A 13,878-nucleotide genomic window follows, 5' to 3' on the forward strand; every position below is an offset into this window, starting at 1 on the left:
CTCTTGACAACGTTGTCACAAGATGAGAGGAAGGTCAGGGCAGGTGGACAGCCAGTCCGGCGCCGGCGACGAAGACGGTGCCGGCACCTTCCACGGTGACTCCCTGGTCGGAGTCGGGGACGAAACAGGAGGCGCCCGGGTGAAGCGTGACCACGTCACCGTCCGGACCGCGCAACCGTGCCGTGCCCTGTGTGCACAGAACGATGCGGGGTCCGCCGGAGGGCACGAGCGGGACGCCCTCGGCCGTCAGTTCCGTGCGGTAGAGGGTGAACTCCTCCGCCGGGCACTCGAAGACGTGGGTACGGCCCGGACCGGCGACCGCCCTGGGCGCGACGACGGGGACCCGCACCGCGGGATCGGTGATCCGCAGCAGTTCAGGCACGTTCACCTCCTTCGTCGTCAGGCCCGCTCGCAGCACATTGTCGGAGGCCGCCATCAACTCCACGCCCACTCCCCGCACATAGGCGTGCAGTCCGCCGGCCGGCATGTACAGCGCGCTTCCCGCCTCGAGGATCCGGTGACGCAGCAGCAGCGAGGCCACCAGGCCGAGGTCGCCGGGGTGGTGGCGCTCCATGTGCACCACGGCTCCGTACGCCTGCGCGTGAGGACCCCGCTCGTCCGCCAGCCGGGCGCTCGCCTCCACGACCTCGCGGACCAGCGGCTCGCGGTCGCACGCCGGCTGTTCCAGCAGGGCCCCGAGTGCCGCCGTGAGGGCGGTTTCGTCGCTCCCGCTCTCCAGGAGTGCCACGACGGGACGCAGCCCCTCGACACCGAGGCCGTCGAGGACGGCGGCGGCCTCGGTGCGGGTACGGAAACCGGCGAGGACTTCGAACGGGCTGAGCGCGTAGAGCAGTTCGGGCTTGGGCCAGTCGTCCGAGTAGGGCCCCTCGCCCCCGTTCGCCGCCTGCACGCCGAACGCGTCGCGGGCCTGCTTCCGGTCGGGGTGCACCTGGATGGACAGGGGCTGATCCGCCGCGAGCACCTTCAGCAGGAAGGGGAGCCGGCCGCCGAAGTGAGCGACGCACTCCGCGCCGAGCTCCCGCTCGGGGGCCTCGCTCACCACATCGTGCAGGCCGCGGGTCCGCCCGTCACGGGTGACGCCCGAGGGGCCTGCAGGGTGCGCCCCCATCCACAGTTCCGCCTCGGGTCCCGCGGACGGTGTGTCTCGCCCTTGAAGCCGGGCGAGCGCTTCATGCGAGCCCCAGTCGTAGGTCTTGATGATCGGTTCCATGAGATCCACCCGATTACGTTAACCGCGGGTTGACGTGACACCGACGCCGGAAGGGTTCTGTTATTAAACCGGTATAGGGAATGAGTTCGGGAAGCCGGACACCACCGTGACACGCCCGTACCCGCGCGGACCGCCGGACGCGGCTCATGGCGGGACCGGACACGGACCACGGGGCGCCGCCCGCCGGGAGACCGCTCACGGGGACGAAAAACTGCACACATCAGCACTTCAGGATCATGATCCGGAGAAACGGGCAGCCGGGGGGACGGCCGCCTGTCCGACAGCCTTCGCCTCCCCCTCGCCCGGGAACGACGGAGCACCGCCGAGCGGCCCACCTCGGGCGTCAACGTAGAGGATGCGGAGCGGTCGAGCAATGGAGCCGACATCGCTTATACCGATTTAGCTCTTGTTTAGTTCATGGGCGGGCTCACATCGCGCGTAGAGGCGAAATTACCTGACGCGTCTATTGACATGACCGAAACATGAAGTGCTCTCATGGAGACACGACGGCCGGCGGTTGAGCGGTCCGACGTGATCCTCAGCCGCCCCATGGGCGCACCCCTGGCTCCGTTGCGCATGGACAACGTTGTCAGATCCCGAAGCGCAAGGAAGCACACTTCGCTGCGCCTCGTGTCGGCCGACGGCATTTTCCCGGTGCCCTCCCGGCTCCGCCTCGGCGGCCGGGAGAGGTCATATCTGTCCGCTTTTCCTTCTGAGGGAGAGACATGGCACGTTCACAGCCAAGACTCATGAGCAAGTGGCGCACCACCACCGCCGCGGCACTGACCGCGGTCCTCGGTCTGCTGCTGTCCGTCCTCGGCAGTTCCGCCGGCGAGGCGCAGGCCGCCGCCACCGGTCTGCGCGTCAGCAACGGGCGCCTCTACGAGGCGAACGGCAACGAGTTCGTGATGCGCGGGATCAACCACGCCCACGCCTGGTACCCGGACAGGACCAGCTCCATCGCCGACATCGCGGCCAAGGGCGCCAACACGGTCCGCGTCGTGCTCAGCACCGGTGACCGGTGGACGAAGACCTCCGGCTCCACGGTCTCGTCGATCATCGAGAAGTGCAAGGCCAGCAAGGTCATCTGCGTTCTGGAGGCGCACGACACCACCGGCTACGGCGAGGATTCCGCCGCGGCCTCCCTGGACCAGGCGGCGAACTACTGGATCGGCATCAAGAGCGCGCTCGCCGGCCAGGAGAACCACGTCATCGTCAACATCGGCAACGAGCCGTACGGCAACAGCGGTTACAGCGCCTGGACCAGTGCCACCAAGAACGCGATCGTCAAGCTCCGCAACGCGGGCATCAACAACGCGCTGATGGTGGACGCCCCCAACTGGGGCCAGGACTGGTCGAACACCATGCGCAACAACGCCGCGTCGGTGTTCGCCGCGGACCCGGACCGCAACACCGTCTTCTCCATCCACATGTACGGCGTCTACGACACCGCCGCCGAGGTCCAGAGCTACCTGAACGACTTCGTCAACAACAAGCTGCCCATCGTCGTGGGTGAGTTCGGTGACAACCACAGCGACGGCAACCCCGACGAGAACGCCATCATGGCGACGGCGCAGTCCCTCCGCGTCGGCTACCTGGGCTGGTCCTGGAGCGGCAACGGCAGCGGCGTCGAGTACCTGGACGTCGTGAACGGCTTCGACGCGGGCTCCCTGACCAACTGGGGCCGGCGTCTGATCGACGGGGCGAACGGCATCGCGTCGACGTCCCGCACCGCCACCGTCTACACCGGCGAGGACGACCCGGGTGACGACGACGGAGGCACGGCGCCCAACGGCTACCCGTACTGCGTCAACGGCAGCTCCTCCGACCCCGACGGCGACGGCTGGGGCTGGGAGAACAACAGGTCCTGCGTCGTACGGGGCAGCGCCGCGGACACCGGTTCGACGGGCGGCGGGACAGCGCCCAACGGCTACCCCTACTGCGTCAACGGCAGCTCCTCCGACCCCGACGGCGACGGCTGGGGCTGGGAGAACAACAGGTCCTGCGTCGTACGGGGCAGCGCCGCGGACTTCTGAGCCGTGACGCGGCACCCCCGCCAAAAGCCATGACGAACCGGCCGGGACCAGGGGCAAGCTGGTCCCGGCCGGCCGATCCGGCGGGTCGGTTTCCGACGCCCGTCACCATTGTCCCTCCCGCAGCGGGCCGAAAGCCGAAGCAGTACGCCGGACAGCGGGAGCCGGACGGTTCGGACACGATTCCGCCTCCCCGCGGACACGTCCGGATCGCAGATCACGAACTTGTCCTCATCCACGCAGAACCACCGCGCAAGCGCGGACAGACATGTCCGCGCCTGCGCGGACGCGAGTCGGGAGCACCACATGAACAAGAAACTGGTCACCTCGGCGGGCGTGCTGATCGCGGCCTCCGCCTCACTTGTCACTCTGCCGGGCACGGCGCACGCAGCACAGGGTCCGAAGCCCGGTTTCCACGTCGAGGGCGGACGGCTCGTCGACGCCACCGGCAAGGACTTCGTCCTCCGGGGTGTCAGTCACGCGCACACGTGGTACCCCTCAAAAACCGCCCAGGCGCTCGCCGACATCAAGGAACTCGGCGCCAACTCGGTGCGGGTGGTGCTCAGTACGGGCACCCGATGGACGAAGAACGACGTCGCCGACGTGAAGAACGTCGTCGCACAGTGCAAGGCCAACCGGCTCGTCTGTGTCCTGGAGGCCCATGACACCACCGGCTACGGGGAGCAGGGCGACGCGGCCTCACTCTCCGAGGCGGTCGACTACTGGCTGGAGGTCGCCGACGCGGTCAAGGGCCAGGAGAAGTACGTCATCGTCAACATCGGCAACGAGCCGCACGGCAACGCCGGGTACACCGCATGGACGCAGGACACCAAGGACGCCGTCGCCCGCCTGCGTGCCGCCGGTTTCGACCACACGCTCATGGTGGACGCCCCGAACTGGGGCCAGGACTGGTCGAACACCATGAAGGACAACGCCCCGGAGGTCTTCGCGGCCGACCCCGACCGCAACACCGTGTTCTCCGTCCACATGTACGGCGTCTACGACACCGCCGCCGAGGTGGAGGCGTATCTCAGCAGCTTCGTCGCCCGTGAACTCCCCGTCGTGGTGGGTGAATTCGGCTTCGACCACGGGGACGGCGACCCGGACGAGGATGCCGTCATGGCCACCGCGCAGGACCTGGACCTGGGCTACCTGGGCTGGTCCTGGAGCGGCAACGGCGGTGGGGTCGAGTACCTGGACCTGGCCACCGAGTTCGATGCCGGCCGACTCACCACCTGGGGCGAACGCCTCTTCAACGGGCCGGACGGCATCAGCAGCACCTCGCGGGAGGCCGGCGTCTACCGGCGGGGCTGCCTCGTGAAGTACCGCCTGGACGCGTGGAACGGCGGCTTCAACGCCGACGTCACCATCCACAACACCGGTGAGCAGGATCTCAAGGGCTGGAAGCTCGGCTTCGCCTTCCCCGGAGACCAGCAGATCAACTCGGCCTGGAACGCGAAGGTGTCCCGGAACGGACGACAGGTGACCGCGGCCGACGAGCCGTGGACGCAGGACATCCCGGTCCGCGGCTCCGTGAGCTTCGGTCTCAACGCCTCGGGCCCCGGTGCCGTTCCGTCCGAGTTCAGCCTCGACGGAGTCCCCTGCACCAAGTACTGACGGGCCGACAGTACCGATGGCGCGACACGGTGGGCTCCCGGGCGAGTGGTTTCCGCCCGGGAGCCCACCGTGCCCTCATACCCAGGCCCACACGGTCTTGCCCTCCGTGCTCCGGCTGCATCCGAGGGAACGGGCCAGGGAATGCACCAGGTACAGGCCGCGTCCGCGTTCGGCCTCCGCGCCGTCCGGGGGCGCACACCAGAGCGGCGGGACCGGGCTGGTGTCGCGCACCGAGACGAACACCCGCTCGCTGTCGGCGAGAAGGCGAAGCTCCTGCGGACCGTCGGCGGTGTGATGGTGCGCGTTCGCCACCAACTCGGAGACGACCAGCACGACGTCCTCGATCACCGGCTCCGGAATCCCCCAGTCGGCCAGGGTCTTCGCGGCGTGACGCCGTGCGACCCGTACGACGGGCCGGGAGCGGTCCACGAGGGCCAGCTCACTGGTGCGGACGCGGGGGGCTCGGCGCCAGGGCTCCGTCGGCAGGACGGAAGAGGCAGTGGCAGTGGCAGTGGTCGTGATGGCGGCAGTGGTCGTGATGGCGGCAGTGGTCGCGGCGGTGTTCATGATGGCCTCATCTCGGAGAGTCCGACCGACCGTCCCTGCGATCGATCCGGCCGAGCTGCCTTCGCGGGCGAGGTGCGGCTCTGCATCCATCGGAGCACCGGCATGACAACGATGTCCAGAGCCGGACATTATGATTAGCGATGAACAATTTAGTTCAGCAAAAGTTTAGTAAACTGTCTCCATCTATCGCACACAGGGCTTTCCCCTGAGGGTTTATCGGTTCACTCATGGTGACCGTCACGGCCGACGGCACGCTCCCGGGCGGACGCCGCGGAGGCCGGAGGCCGCACGGCGGGTCCGGACTCGTGAACGTCAGGAAGTGCGGGCGGTGCGGCCTGCTTCCGTGTCCGCCGCGGCCATATGCTTCTACTCTCCTGTAGAGGGACGGTCGGTGTCACCGCCCCTCGGTGACGCACGCACGTAAGACGCACGCACGGAGAAGGAGTGGACGCCACGATGGTGTTCAAACGACTGCTCGGCTCGCTCGGCGTGGGCGGACCCACCGTCGACACGGTCCTCGACCCGGGCCCGGTGCTGCCCGGCGGCACGCTGTCCGGCCAGGTGCATCTCCAGGGCGGCAACGCCGGCTTCGACATCGAGCAGATCACCCTGGAACTGGTGGCCAGGGTCGAGGCCGAGCACGAGGACGGCGAGAGCGAGGGCGCCGTCGCCTTCGAGCGGTACACCGTCGGCGGCGGCTTCCGTCTCGCCGAGGGCGAGCGGCGCGACGTGCCGTTCAGCGTGACGCTGCCGTGGGAGACCCCGGTCACCGAGCTCTACGGGCAGCCCCTGGGCGTCGTCCTGGGGGTGCGCACCGAGCTGTCGGTGGCCGGAGCCAAGGACAAGGGCGACCTCGACCCGCTGACCGTGGGCCCGCTGCCCGTCCAGGAGGCGGTCCTTGAGGCGTTCGGCCGGCTCGGCTTCGGCTTCCGGTCGGCGGACCTGGAGTACGGCCGCATCGGCGGCACGGGGCAGCAGCTCCCCTTCTACCAGGAGATCGAGATCACCCCCGCGCCGCAGTACGCGGCCCGGGTGAACGAGATCGAGGTGACCTTCCTGGCCGGCCCGGGCGGGATGGACGTCGTCCTGGAGGCCGACAAGCGCGGCGGGTTCCTCTCCGAGGGCCATGACGCGCTCGCCCTCTTCACCGTCGGCCACCACGACACCCGCGACTGGAACGCCGAGGTCGACGGCTGGGTGCGCCGGCTGGTCGAGAACCGGGCGTCGTACGGATCCCCCGCCGCGTACGGCCCTCCTGGCGCGTACGGCCCTCCTGGCGCGTACGGCTCCGACGGCGGGTACGGCCACCACGGTCACGACGAGCATCACCACGACGGGCACCGCTCCGGCCCCGGCATCGGCACGGCGGTCGCCGCGGGCGCGGCCGGTCTCGCGGTCGGTGTCGTGGGGGGAATGGCCGCGGCCGAGGCCGTCGACGAGATCGGGGACTTCTTCGAGGGCGAGGAGGAGGAAGAGGGCTGAGTCTTCCCCCGGCGGGAACCGTCCCGCCAGTTTCTACCTTGCTGTAGAAGATGCGGCTGTCCGGCCCCGGGCGGCCGCCCTCCCCCGTATCCCGTCTGGAGTACTCATGGCCCTGTGGGACCGCGTCAAGGAGTCCGCGTCTCAGATGCAGACCCAGCTGACGGCGAAGAAGAACGAGCTCACCAGCGGCGCCTTCCGTGACGCCAGCATGGCGATGTGCGCGCTGGTCGCGGCCGCCGACGGCACGATCGACCCGTCGGAGCGCCAGAGGGTGGCCCAGCTCATCGCCACCAACGAGGTGCTGCAGAACTTCGCCGCCGCCGACCTGCACCGCCGCTTCGAGGAGAACCTCGACAAGCTGACCACGGACTTCGCCTTCGGCAAGGTGAGCGTCATGCAGGAGATCGCCAAGGCGAAGAAGAAGCCCGCCGAGGCCCGTGCCGTCATCCAGATCGGCATCGTCATCGGCGGCGCCGACGGCGACTTCGACAAGGACGAGCAGGCCCTGGTCCGCGAGGCGTGCTACGCGCTCGGACTGCCGCCGCACGAGTTCGACCTCTGACCGACACGGTCCGCGCGGCGGGGGGGGGGCCCCCCCCCCCGCGGGGGGGGGCGGCGCCCGCGGGGGGGGGGGGGGGGGGGGGGGGGGGGGGGGGGGGGCGCCCCCGGGGCCCCCCCCCCCCCCCCCCCCCCCCCCCCCCCCCCCCCCGGGGGCGGGGGGGGGCCCCCCCCCCCCCCGGGGGGGCCCCCCCCCCCCGCGGCCGTTCAGCGGATGTCCTCGGGATCGAGGCCGGTTCCGACGACCAGGGTCACCACTCCGGCGGCCGCGCCCTCGTCCTGGTCCGTCCGCGCGCCGGGCAGCCTGGAGGCGAGCACCTCGGCCTGCGCGTCCAGGCCCTGCGGATGGCTGACCGTGGTGGCGCGGACGGTCTGCGGGGCGTTGCCCGTGCCGACGACGGTGTATCCGGCCTTGCGCAGGATCTCGGCGACGACCCCGGCACGCCCCGTGACGCCGGTGCCGTTCAGGACCTGCACCCGCACGTTCGAGGCGTAGACGAGATCCTTGGCCTTTGCCGCCAGCCGTTTCTTGTCGACCTCCTTGTCCTTCGCGAGCGAGGTGAACAGATCGGCGGCCTGCGGATACTGCCACACGACATTGGCCCGGTCGCTCGGCACATCGGCCTCGCGCGGGTAGTTCGGCACGGTGAGGAACGTCAGGCGGTCCTGGGGGATGCCCTTTAGCTCGGACGCCAGGCCGTACAGCGGTCTGATGCCGGCTATGTCCTTGTCCGTGGTGAGGGACCCCGTCGCGGAGTCCAGGAACCCGTAGAGCGCCTTCGGACTGGTCAGCTTGGACTGCGCCTTCGCCGCCAGTGCCTGCATGAACTCCTGCTGACGGTTGATCCGTCCGGTGTCGGAGCCGTCACCGACGCTGTAGCGGGCGCGGACGTAGGCGAGCGCGGCCTCGTCCTCGACCTTCTGGCAGCCGGGCTCCAGGTCCAGCAGGGCCTTCTCGTCGTGCATGGCCTCCTCCGGGCAGACCTCTATGCCGTCGAGGGCATTGACCATGCCCTTGAAGCCCTGGAAGTCGACGGACATGAAGTGGTCGATGCGCAGCCCGGTGTTGTCCTCGAGCGTCTTGATCGTGCAGGCGGCCGCCCCGCCGATGTCGCCGGTGATCCCGCCGAGGGCGAACGCCTCGTTGATCTTGAAGTGGTGCGGGGCGGACGTGCTGCCGTCGCCCTTGTCGCACGCGGCTATCTCCACCCACGAGTCCCGCGGGAACGACACGACCGTGGCCCACTCCCGGTTCGCCGGGATGTGCAGGACCATCAGCGTGTCCGACTGCATGGTCGTCAGGCCGTCGCTGCCGTACTTCGCGTTGGCACCGGCACGGCTGTCGGAACCGACGACGAGGATGTTCTTCGATCCCGGACTGAGGTTGGCCGGGCGGTCACCTCCGAGTTTGTCGTCGACGTCCGCACCCTTGATGTTGCCGTTCAGGTCCTGGTAGATCCAGGCCCCGACCCCCGCCACACCGAGGACGAGCACCGAGCACACGCCCACCCCCCAGATCACGGCCCGTCCCCGTCGTGTCTTCCCGGCCCCGGCCGAAGCACGCCGCCTTCCCCTACCGCTCACTGACGATCGCTCCTCGGCACTCGGTCACCTGGTCTGCCGTGCTCGGACGTCCGGTCCCCGCGTCCACCGGACGAACGAACTCTACGTTCATGAGGAGGTACGCGGGAAAGCGGCCGGAGTCTCGCCTCCGGCACGAACTGCCCTCCCCCGCACGGGCGATGACATCCCGCCCGTTCCGTGCGGACGCCGGGCCGCTCCGTGCGGACGCCGGGCCGTTCCGTGCGGACGCCGGGCCGCTCCGTGCGGGCCCGCTCAGGTCACAGCGGGGTCGCCGCGCGCAGGACGAGGATCGTCGTCACGGCGGAGTCCGCGGACGACATCGCCGGCACCGCGGCCCCCGCCGCCGCGACCCGTGCGGCCGGCCCCGCCGAGGTGAACACCGACGGCCGAGGCTTCAGCCTTTCCTTTCGCCGCCCGGTGGACTCAGCAGTTCGCGCAGCAGCCGCTCGTCGTCCGGGTCCAGGCCGGTGACGAAGCTGGCCAGCACCGCTCCGCGGTCGTTCTCCGCGTCGAGCACCTTGCGCATCTTGCGGGCGGCCAGACCCGCCTGGTCCGAGGCGGGTGTCCAGGCGAAGGAGCGCCCCGCGCGCTCCCGGGTGACCGCGCCCTTGGCCAGCAGCCGGGTGAGGATGGTGATCACGGTCGTGTAGGCGAGGCCGCCGCCGAGGCGCTCCCGCACCCAGCCGGCCGTGGCCGGACCCTCCGCCTCCCGCAACGCCGACAGGACCAGCGCCTCCAGCTCGCCCTGCCCCCGTCGCCGGGGACGCTGCCGCTGTTCCGCCACGCCCCGTCTCCCTTCCGCCGCCGCCCGTTTCCCGAGCCGACATCGTATGGACGCCTTTCGGCCCCCACGCCGGCCGAGGACCGCCGCCGGCTCCCGGCCGCAGCCCTCTACACCATCGTAGAAGCCGGGGTGCCGGACGTGCGGGCGGAGCGCGAGCCGCGTGTTCAGGGGAACCCCGCGGACCGTCGGCCCCGAACGGTGGCCGTCACAGCGGAAAAGGAAGGCGCGGGCGGAGAGGGAGGCAGTCGGCGGGCGTCATGCGCACGCGGCCAGCGCGGCGGTGGAAACGGCCGTGTCGGCACGGGCGTGGATGATCAGCCGGGTCGCGCGGGAGTCCGCGTCCGCCTCCAGTACGCGTCGTGCGCGGGCGCTGGGGGTGGCGACCGACAGCAGCACTCCCAGAGAACTGCAGGTGCGGTGGACGCGGAGGACGCCGCTCAGTGCCGCGCCGGTGGCGGCCCGGGCGTCGAGAACGAGGACCACGGGCGAGGGGTGATAGGCCCGGACGAGGCCGTCGACCTCCGTCACCAGGTCGGCCGTCCCTTCCGTTCCGGGGTCGCTGGACACCCGTATGACAAGGACATGTTGCTCGAACGAATGGGGAAGCATGACCGCCTCCGATGGACGGCTCAGTCGTGTCTGTTCCCGTCCGACTACCCCTTCCCTCCGGCCGGTCACGGGATAAGGCCGACCGGTCGCGGAAGAATTCCCCGGGCATGCCCGAAGGGCCCGGCCGATGACGGCCGGGCCCTTCGAAAGGGTGCGTGCGCGGGATGCGTCGCTCGAATCACCGCGGCACTCGAATCACCGCGGCACTCGAATCACCGTGATGCCCGGATCACCACCGGTACCAGCGTCCGCGGCCGCCGCCGGCGGTCGTGGAGCGCATGAGGAAACCGAGCAGCCACACCACCAGTACGGCGAGGGCCACCCACCACAGAAGCTTGACGGCGAATCCGGCACCGAAAAGGATGAGAGCGAGAAGCAGAACCAGAAGCACAGGAACCATGATTATCAACCTCCTGACCCTGCGAATACCCTGCGTCTCCCTCCGCATTCACCGGAATCTCCTCGTTTATGAAGGGGAAGCCGGGGCACATGCCGATTACCGCGTCCGACGGGCCCGACGGGAATGCCCATGAGGGCGACGGCAGTGGGTAAACGGGTCGAGGACATCGACCGCACCACATCACCGAAATGCACCACCGGAAAGCGGAGAACAACCACGGGATCACGTCTATGGTCACCCCCCTCAGCAAACAGAGTTCACACGACTCCGGCCGGCCGGCGCCCTGGTACTACAGCGCCGCCTGGCACACCTCGCAGGCCCCGGTCGCGGACGCCCGCCGAGCCGTACGCACCCTGCTCGACCGGGCGGGACACCACCCCGCGCACCGGCCGAGCCAGGACGCCCAGCTGGTCGTCAGCGAGCTGGTCACCAACGCCGTGCAGCACGCACCCGGTCCACTGGGGCTCCTGCTCGAAATCACCCCGGACGCCGCCCAGTTGCGCATCGTCGTGCGCGACAGCTCGCCCGACCCGCCCCGGCCGCAGGCACGCGACGCCCGACGCGTCGGAGGACACGGTCTGCGCCTGGTCGGCCTGCTGTGCAAGCAGGTCCACACCGTCGCGCTGACCAGGGGCAAGCAGGTCGTCGCCCTGCTCGCGCTCCCCGCACCCGCGGCCTGACCGCCGCCCCGGCCGCCGGACCGATGTACGGCGGCGGCCGGGGCGGCGGCGTGTGAGGTCAGGCGATGTCGAGCATGCCTGCGCGGAGCCGGGCGAGGCAGCGCGACAGGAGCCGGGAGACATGCATCTGGGAGACACCCAGATGCTCACCGATCTGCGCCTGGGTGAGTTCCTCGACGAACCTCATGTGGATGATCTGCCGGTCCCGTTCGTCCAGTTCGGCGATCAGCGGAGCCAGCGTGTGGAAGTCCTCCACCAGTTCCAGGCTCTCGTCCTCGGCGCCGATGAAGTCCTGCAGCACGGACTCGCCGTCCTGGCTGCCGCTGATCGTGGCGTCCAGGGAGGAGGAGTTGTAGCCGTTGGCGGCGAGCCGGGCCTCCCTGACCTCGTCCTCGGGCAGGCTCATCAGCTCGGACAGTTCCTTGTCCGAAGGGGTGCGGCCCAGACGGCTGCCGAGTTCCTCGGTGGCCCGGGCGAGCTGGACACGGGCCTCCTGCAGACGGCGCGGCACGTGCACGGCCCAGGTGGTGTCGCGGAAGAACCGCTTGATCTCCCCGACGATGTAGGGGATGGCGAAGGAGGTGAACTCGACCTCCCGCGACAGCTCGAAGCGGTCGATCGCCTTGATCAGGCCGATCATGCCGACCTGGACGATGTCCTCCATCTCCTCCGGCCCCCGGCTGCGGAACCGGCCGGCCGCGAAGCGGACGAGGGTCATGTTCATCTCGATCAGCGTGTTCCGGGCGTAGCTGTGCTCCTCGGTGCCCTCCTCCAGCACCGCCAGCTGCCCGAAGAACAGCTTCGACAGCTCGCGGGCGTCCCTGGGTGCCACCCCTGCGGGGTCGGTGACCTCAGGCAGTCCGGCCGTCCGGGTCGTGGCTGCCGTCGTGGCTGCCGTCGCGGCTGCCGTCATGGGTGCCATGCTCGTCCCCTCCCAAGGTCGGTCCCCGTGTCGTCGGCCGAGTCGGCTGACGACGCAGCGTCTACCCCCTGCTCCCGCACTCATGCACGAAAAGTCTCGCGGGCGCGCAGGGCCGCCGTGAACCAGGTGAACACCGGCGCCAGGCCGGGCGGTACCGGCCATCCGTTGATGACGGACAGCAGGTACCAGTAGCGCTCCGCGCGGGGATCGCCGGCGACCTCCAGCCGTGTCAGCAGCCAGCGGCGCAGGGCGGCGTCGTCGGGACGGCCGAAGGTCTGTGCGTAGCGGGCGGTGAGGGCGTCGACGACGGGTCCGGCCTCGGGCGCGGCAGGGTCGGTCCCGGCGTCGAGAGCGCGGCCGACGCTTTCGCGGACGGCTTCGGTGAGCTCGTGGTGCAGGCCGGTCGTGTCGCCCTGGGCGCGTTCGGCCGCCTGGTACTCGGCCATACGGCGGACAGCGGCGCGGAAGCCGGGGTCCTGGGTCAGTTCGGCGAGTTCCACCCATGCCTCCACCTGGCCGGGGCCGGGGTCGTCGGGCAGTTCGGGAAGGGCGGAGCGCAGCATGTCGACGAAGTCCGCGTTGGCGTCGAGGTCACCGAAGGTGTCGTCGACGAAGTCGGTGACGAGGCGCCGGCGTTCTTCGTCGGAGAGTCTGGCGAGCTTGTGCATGAGGTCCATCTCCTCGGGACTGGAGCCCCGCTCGGCCACCGCGCGCAGCACCGCGCGCCGGAGTCGGAGGGTGCGGATCTGTGTCTCCAGGGCATCGGCATGTGCGGCCGCGACCTCGGGCACCGAGATCTCACGGTCCAGCACCTGCCGGACGACAGTGAGGTCGATGCCCAGGTCGCGCAGGGTGCGGACCAGGTCGAGCCGTGCGAGCGCGCCGATGCCGTAGAGCCGGTGGCCTGCCGGGCTGCGGACTGTCGGCGGCACGATCCCCGTGTCGGACCAGAACCGGATGGTCTTGACCGTCAGCCCGGTCCGCCGGGCCAGGTCGCCGATCGTGAAGAGTGTGTCGCCGTCCATGACCGCACTCTCGTACCTCCCCCTACGGGAGACGCAAGTCCGGGTCTTCGGCGCACGGGCCGGCGAACGCGCCTGCGCGCACCGGTAATTCGGTGGGGTGCCGGCCTGCCGGTGTCCTACGGTGGGCAGCAGCCCAGGTGCGCAGGCGACGGGTACTTCGATGTGGGATCGAGAGGTCGCAGGTTCGAGTCCTGCCACCGGTTTCGGCCGGTGTGGCTCAGACGGCAGAGCGCTTTGTGCCGTCGCCGTTCCGATCTCCGGGCGCATGACGTGGGGGGGGGGGCCCCCCCCCCCCCCCCCGGGGCGCCCCCCCCCCGCCCGGGGGCGGGGGGGGGGGGGGGGGTCGGACCGCGCCCCGACAGGACGGCGCCGCACGGGCGCCGGCC

The 13,878-nt window shown here is 70.2% G+C and carries 13 protein-coding genes and 1 tRNA gene; 6 read left to right on the forward strand and 8 right to left on the reverse strand.

Annotated features, from left to right (window positions below; translation table 11 throughout):
• Positions 1 to 34: 34 nt before the first annotated feature.
• A complete protein-coding gene (gene manA, locus ACIQGV_RS33120) occupies positions 35 to 1,231 on the reverse strand; it encodes a mannose-6-phosphate isomerase, class I (protein WP_402501388.1) in 1,197 nt (398 codons plus the stop codon).
• Positions 1,232 to 1,980: 749 nt separating this feature from the next.
• Between manA and ACIQGV_RS33125 the strand changes: the two genes are divergently transcribed.
• The gene (locus tag ACIQGV_RS33125; protein WP_402501309.1) at positions 1,981 to 3,267 is read left to right on the forward strand and encodes a cellulase family glycosylhydrolase; all 1,287 of its coding nucleotides are present in this window, start codon (positions 1,981 to 1,983) and stop codon (positions 3,265 to 3,267) included.
• Between the two features lie 303 nt (positions 3,268 to 3,570).
• Positions 3,571 to 4,881 (forward strand): cellulase family glycosylhydrolase, encoded by a 1,311-nt coding sequence (locus ACIQGV_RS33130; RefSeq protein ID WP_402501312.1) that lies wholly within the window; start codon positions 3,571 to 3,573, stop codon positions 4,879 to 4,881.
• Between the two features lie 75 nt (positions 4,882 to 4,956).
• Here ACIQGV_RS33130 and ACIQGV_RS33135 read toward each other — a convergent pair whose 3' ends face one another.
• Positions 4,957 to 5,448, reverse strand: coding sequence for an ATP-binding protein (locus tag ACIQGV_RS33135; RefSeq protein WP_402501315.1), 492 nt, complete (start codon positions 5,446 to 5,448; stop codon positions 4,957 to 4,959).
• Between the two features lie 456 nt (positions 5,449 to 5,904).
• On the opposite strand from ACIQGV_RS33135, the gene ACIQGV_RS33140 reads away from it, so the two are divergent.
• Together ACIQGV_RS33140 and ACIQGV_RS33145 are read left to right on the forward strand one after the other, a co-directional pair.
• Positions 5,905 to 6,930: a sporulation protein gene (locus ACIQGV_RS33140; protein ID WP_402501318.1), complete on the forward strand. Its 1,026-nt coding sequence runs from the start codon at positions 5,905 to 5,907 to the stop codon at positions 6,928 to 6,930.
• A 106-nt stretch (positions 6,931 to 7,036) separates the two neighbouring features.
• Positions 7,037 to 7,492: a tellurite resistance TerB family protein gene (locus tag ACIQGV_RS33145; protein WP_402501321.1), complete on the forward strand. Its 456-nt coding sequence runs from the start codon at positions 7,037 to 7,039 to the stop codon at positions 7,490 to 7,492.
• Between the two features lie 203 nt (positions 7,493 to 7,695).
• Here ACIQGV_RS33145 and ACIQGV_RS33150 read toward each other — a convergent pair whose 3' ends face one another.
• The 4 genes from ACIQGV_RS33150 to ACIQGV_RS33165 form a co-directional block, all read right to left on the reverse strand.
• Positions 7,696 to 9,009, reverse strand: a complete 1,314-nt coding sequence (locus tag ACIQGV_RS33150) for an LCP family protein (RefSeq protein ID WP_402501324.1) — start codon at positions 9,007 to 9,009, stop codon at positions 7,696 to 7,698.
• A 457-nt stretch (positions 9,010 to 9,466) separates the two neighbouring features.
• A complete protein-coding gene (locus ACIQGV_RS33155) occupies positions 9,467 to 9,856 on the reverse strand; it encodes a BlaI/MecI/CopY family transcriptional regulator (RefSeq protein ID WP_402501327.1) in 390 nt (129 codons plus the stop codon).
• A 255-nt stretch (positions 9,857 to 10,111) separates the two neighbouring features.
• The gene (locus tag ACIQGV_RS33160; protein ID WP_402501330.1) at positions 10,112 to 10,465 is read right to left on the reverse strand and encodes a hypothetical protein; all 354 of its coding nucleotides are present in this window, start codon (positions 10,463 to 10,465) and stop codon (positions 10,112 to 10,114) included.
• 229 nt (positions 10,466 to 10,694) lie between these two features.
• The gene (locus ACIQGV_RS33165) at positions 10,695 to 10,865 is read right to left on the reverse strand and encodes a hydrophobic protein (RefSeq protein WP_402501333.1); all 171 of its coding nucleotides are present in this window, start codon (positions 10,863 to 10,865) and stop codon (positions 10,695 to 10,697) included.
• Positions 10,866 to 11,095: 230 nt separating this feature from the next.
• Between ACIQGV_RS33165 and ACIQGV_RS33170 the strand changes: the two genes are divergently transcribed.
• Positions 11,096 to 11,545 (forward strand): ATP-binding protein, encoded by a 450-nt coding sequence (locus ACIQGV_RS33170; RefSeq protein ID WP_402501336.1) that lies wholly within the window; start codon positions 11,096 to 11,098, stop codon positions 11,543 to 11,545.
• A 58-nt stretch (positions 11,546 to 11,603) separates the two neighbouring features.
• Here ACIQGV_RS33170 and ACIQGV_RS33175 read toward each other — a convergent pair whose 3' ends face one another.
• Complete coding sequence (locus tag ACIQGV_RS33175) at positions 11,604 to 12,458, reverse strand: RNA polymerase sigma factor SigF (RefSeq protein ID WP_402501339.1); 855 nt, start codon at positions 12,456 to 12,458, stop codon at positions 11,604 to 11,606.
• Positions 12,459 to 12,547: 89 nt separating this feature from the next.
• Entirely contained in the window at positions 12,548 to 13,492 is a 945-nt protein-coding gene (locus ACIQGV_RS33180) for a MerR family transcriptional regulator (protein WP_402501342.1), read from the reverse strand.
• A 107-nt stretch (positions 13,493 to 13,599) separates the two neighbouring features.
• Between ACIQGV_RS33180 and ACIQGV_RS33185 the strand changes: the two genes are divergently transcribed.
• Positions 13,600 to 13,695: transfer RNA gene (locus ACIQGV_RS33185), tRNA-Pro, on the forward strand.
• Positions 13,696 to 13,878: the final 183 nt, after the last annotated feature.

The organism is Streptomyces sp. NPDC093094 (assembly GCF_044754345.1).
In the GTDB taxonomy this organism is placed as follows: Bacteria; Actinomycetota; Actinomycetes; order Streptomycetales; family Streptomycetaceae; genus Streptomyces.

Bases quoted from the DNA above. Each gene is read 5' to 3' on its own strand.
- ACIQGV_RS33140 (WP_402501318.1), top strand. From the start codon at position 5,905: ATGGTGTTCAAACGACTGCTCGGCTCGCTCGGCGTGGGCGGACCCACC.
- ACIQGV_RS33170 (WP_402501336.1), top strand. From the start codon at position 11,096: ATGGTCACCCCCCTCAGCAAACAGAGTTCACACGACTCCGGCCGGCCG.
- ACIQGV_RS33135 (WP_402501315.1), bottom strand. From the start codon at position 5,448: ATGAACACCGCCGCGACCACTGCCGCCATCACGACCACTGCCGCCATC.
- ACIQGV_RS33175 (WP_402501339.1), bottom strand. From the start codon at position 12,458: ATGACGGCAGCCGCGACGGCAGCCACGACGGCAGCCACGACCCGGACG.
- ACIQGV_RS33180 (WP_402501342.1), bottom strand. From the start codon at position 13,492: ATGGACGGCGACACACTCTTCACGATCGGCGACCTGGCCCGGCGGACC.
- ACIQGV_RS33130 (WP_402501312.1), top strand. From the start codon at position 3,571: ATGAACAAGAAACTGGTCACCTCGGCGGGCGTGCTGATCGCGGCCTCC.
- manA (WP_402501388.1), bottom strand. From the start codon at position 1,231: ATGGAACCGATCATCAAGACCTACGACTGGGGCTCGCATGAAGCGCTC.
- ACIQGV_RS33160 (WP_402501330.1), bottom strand. From the start codon at position 10,465: ATGCTTCCCCATTCGTTCGAGCAACATGTCCTTGTCATACGGGTGTCC.
- ACIQGV_RS33165 (WP_402501333.1), bottom strand. From the start codon at position 10,865: ATGGTTCCTGTGCTTCTGGTTCTGCTTCTCGCTCTCATCCTTTTCGGT.
- ACIQGV_RS33145 (WP_402501321.1), top strand. From the start codon at position 7,037: ATGGCCCTGTGGGACCGCGTCAAGGAGTCCGCGTCTCAGATGCAGACC.
- ACIQGV_RS33125 (WP_402501309.1), top strand. From the start codon at position 1,981: ATGAGCAAGTGGCGCACCACCACCGCCGCGGCACTGACCGCGGTCCTC.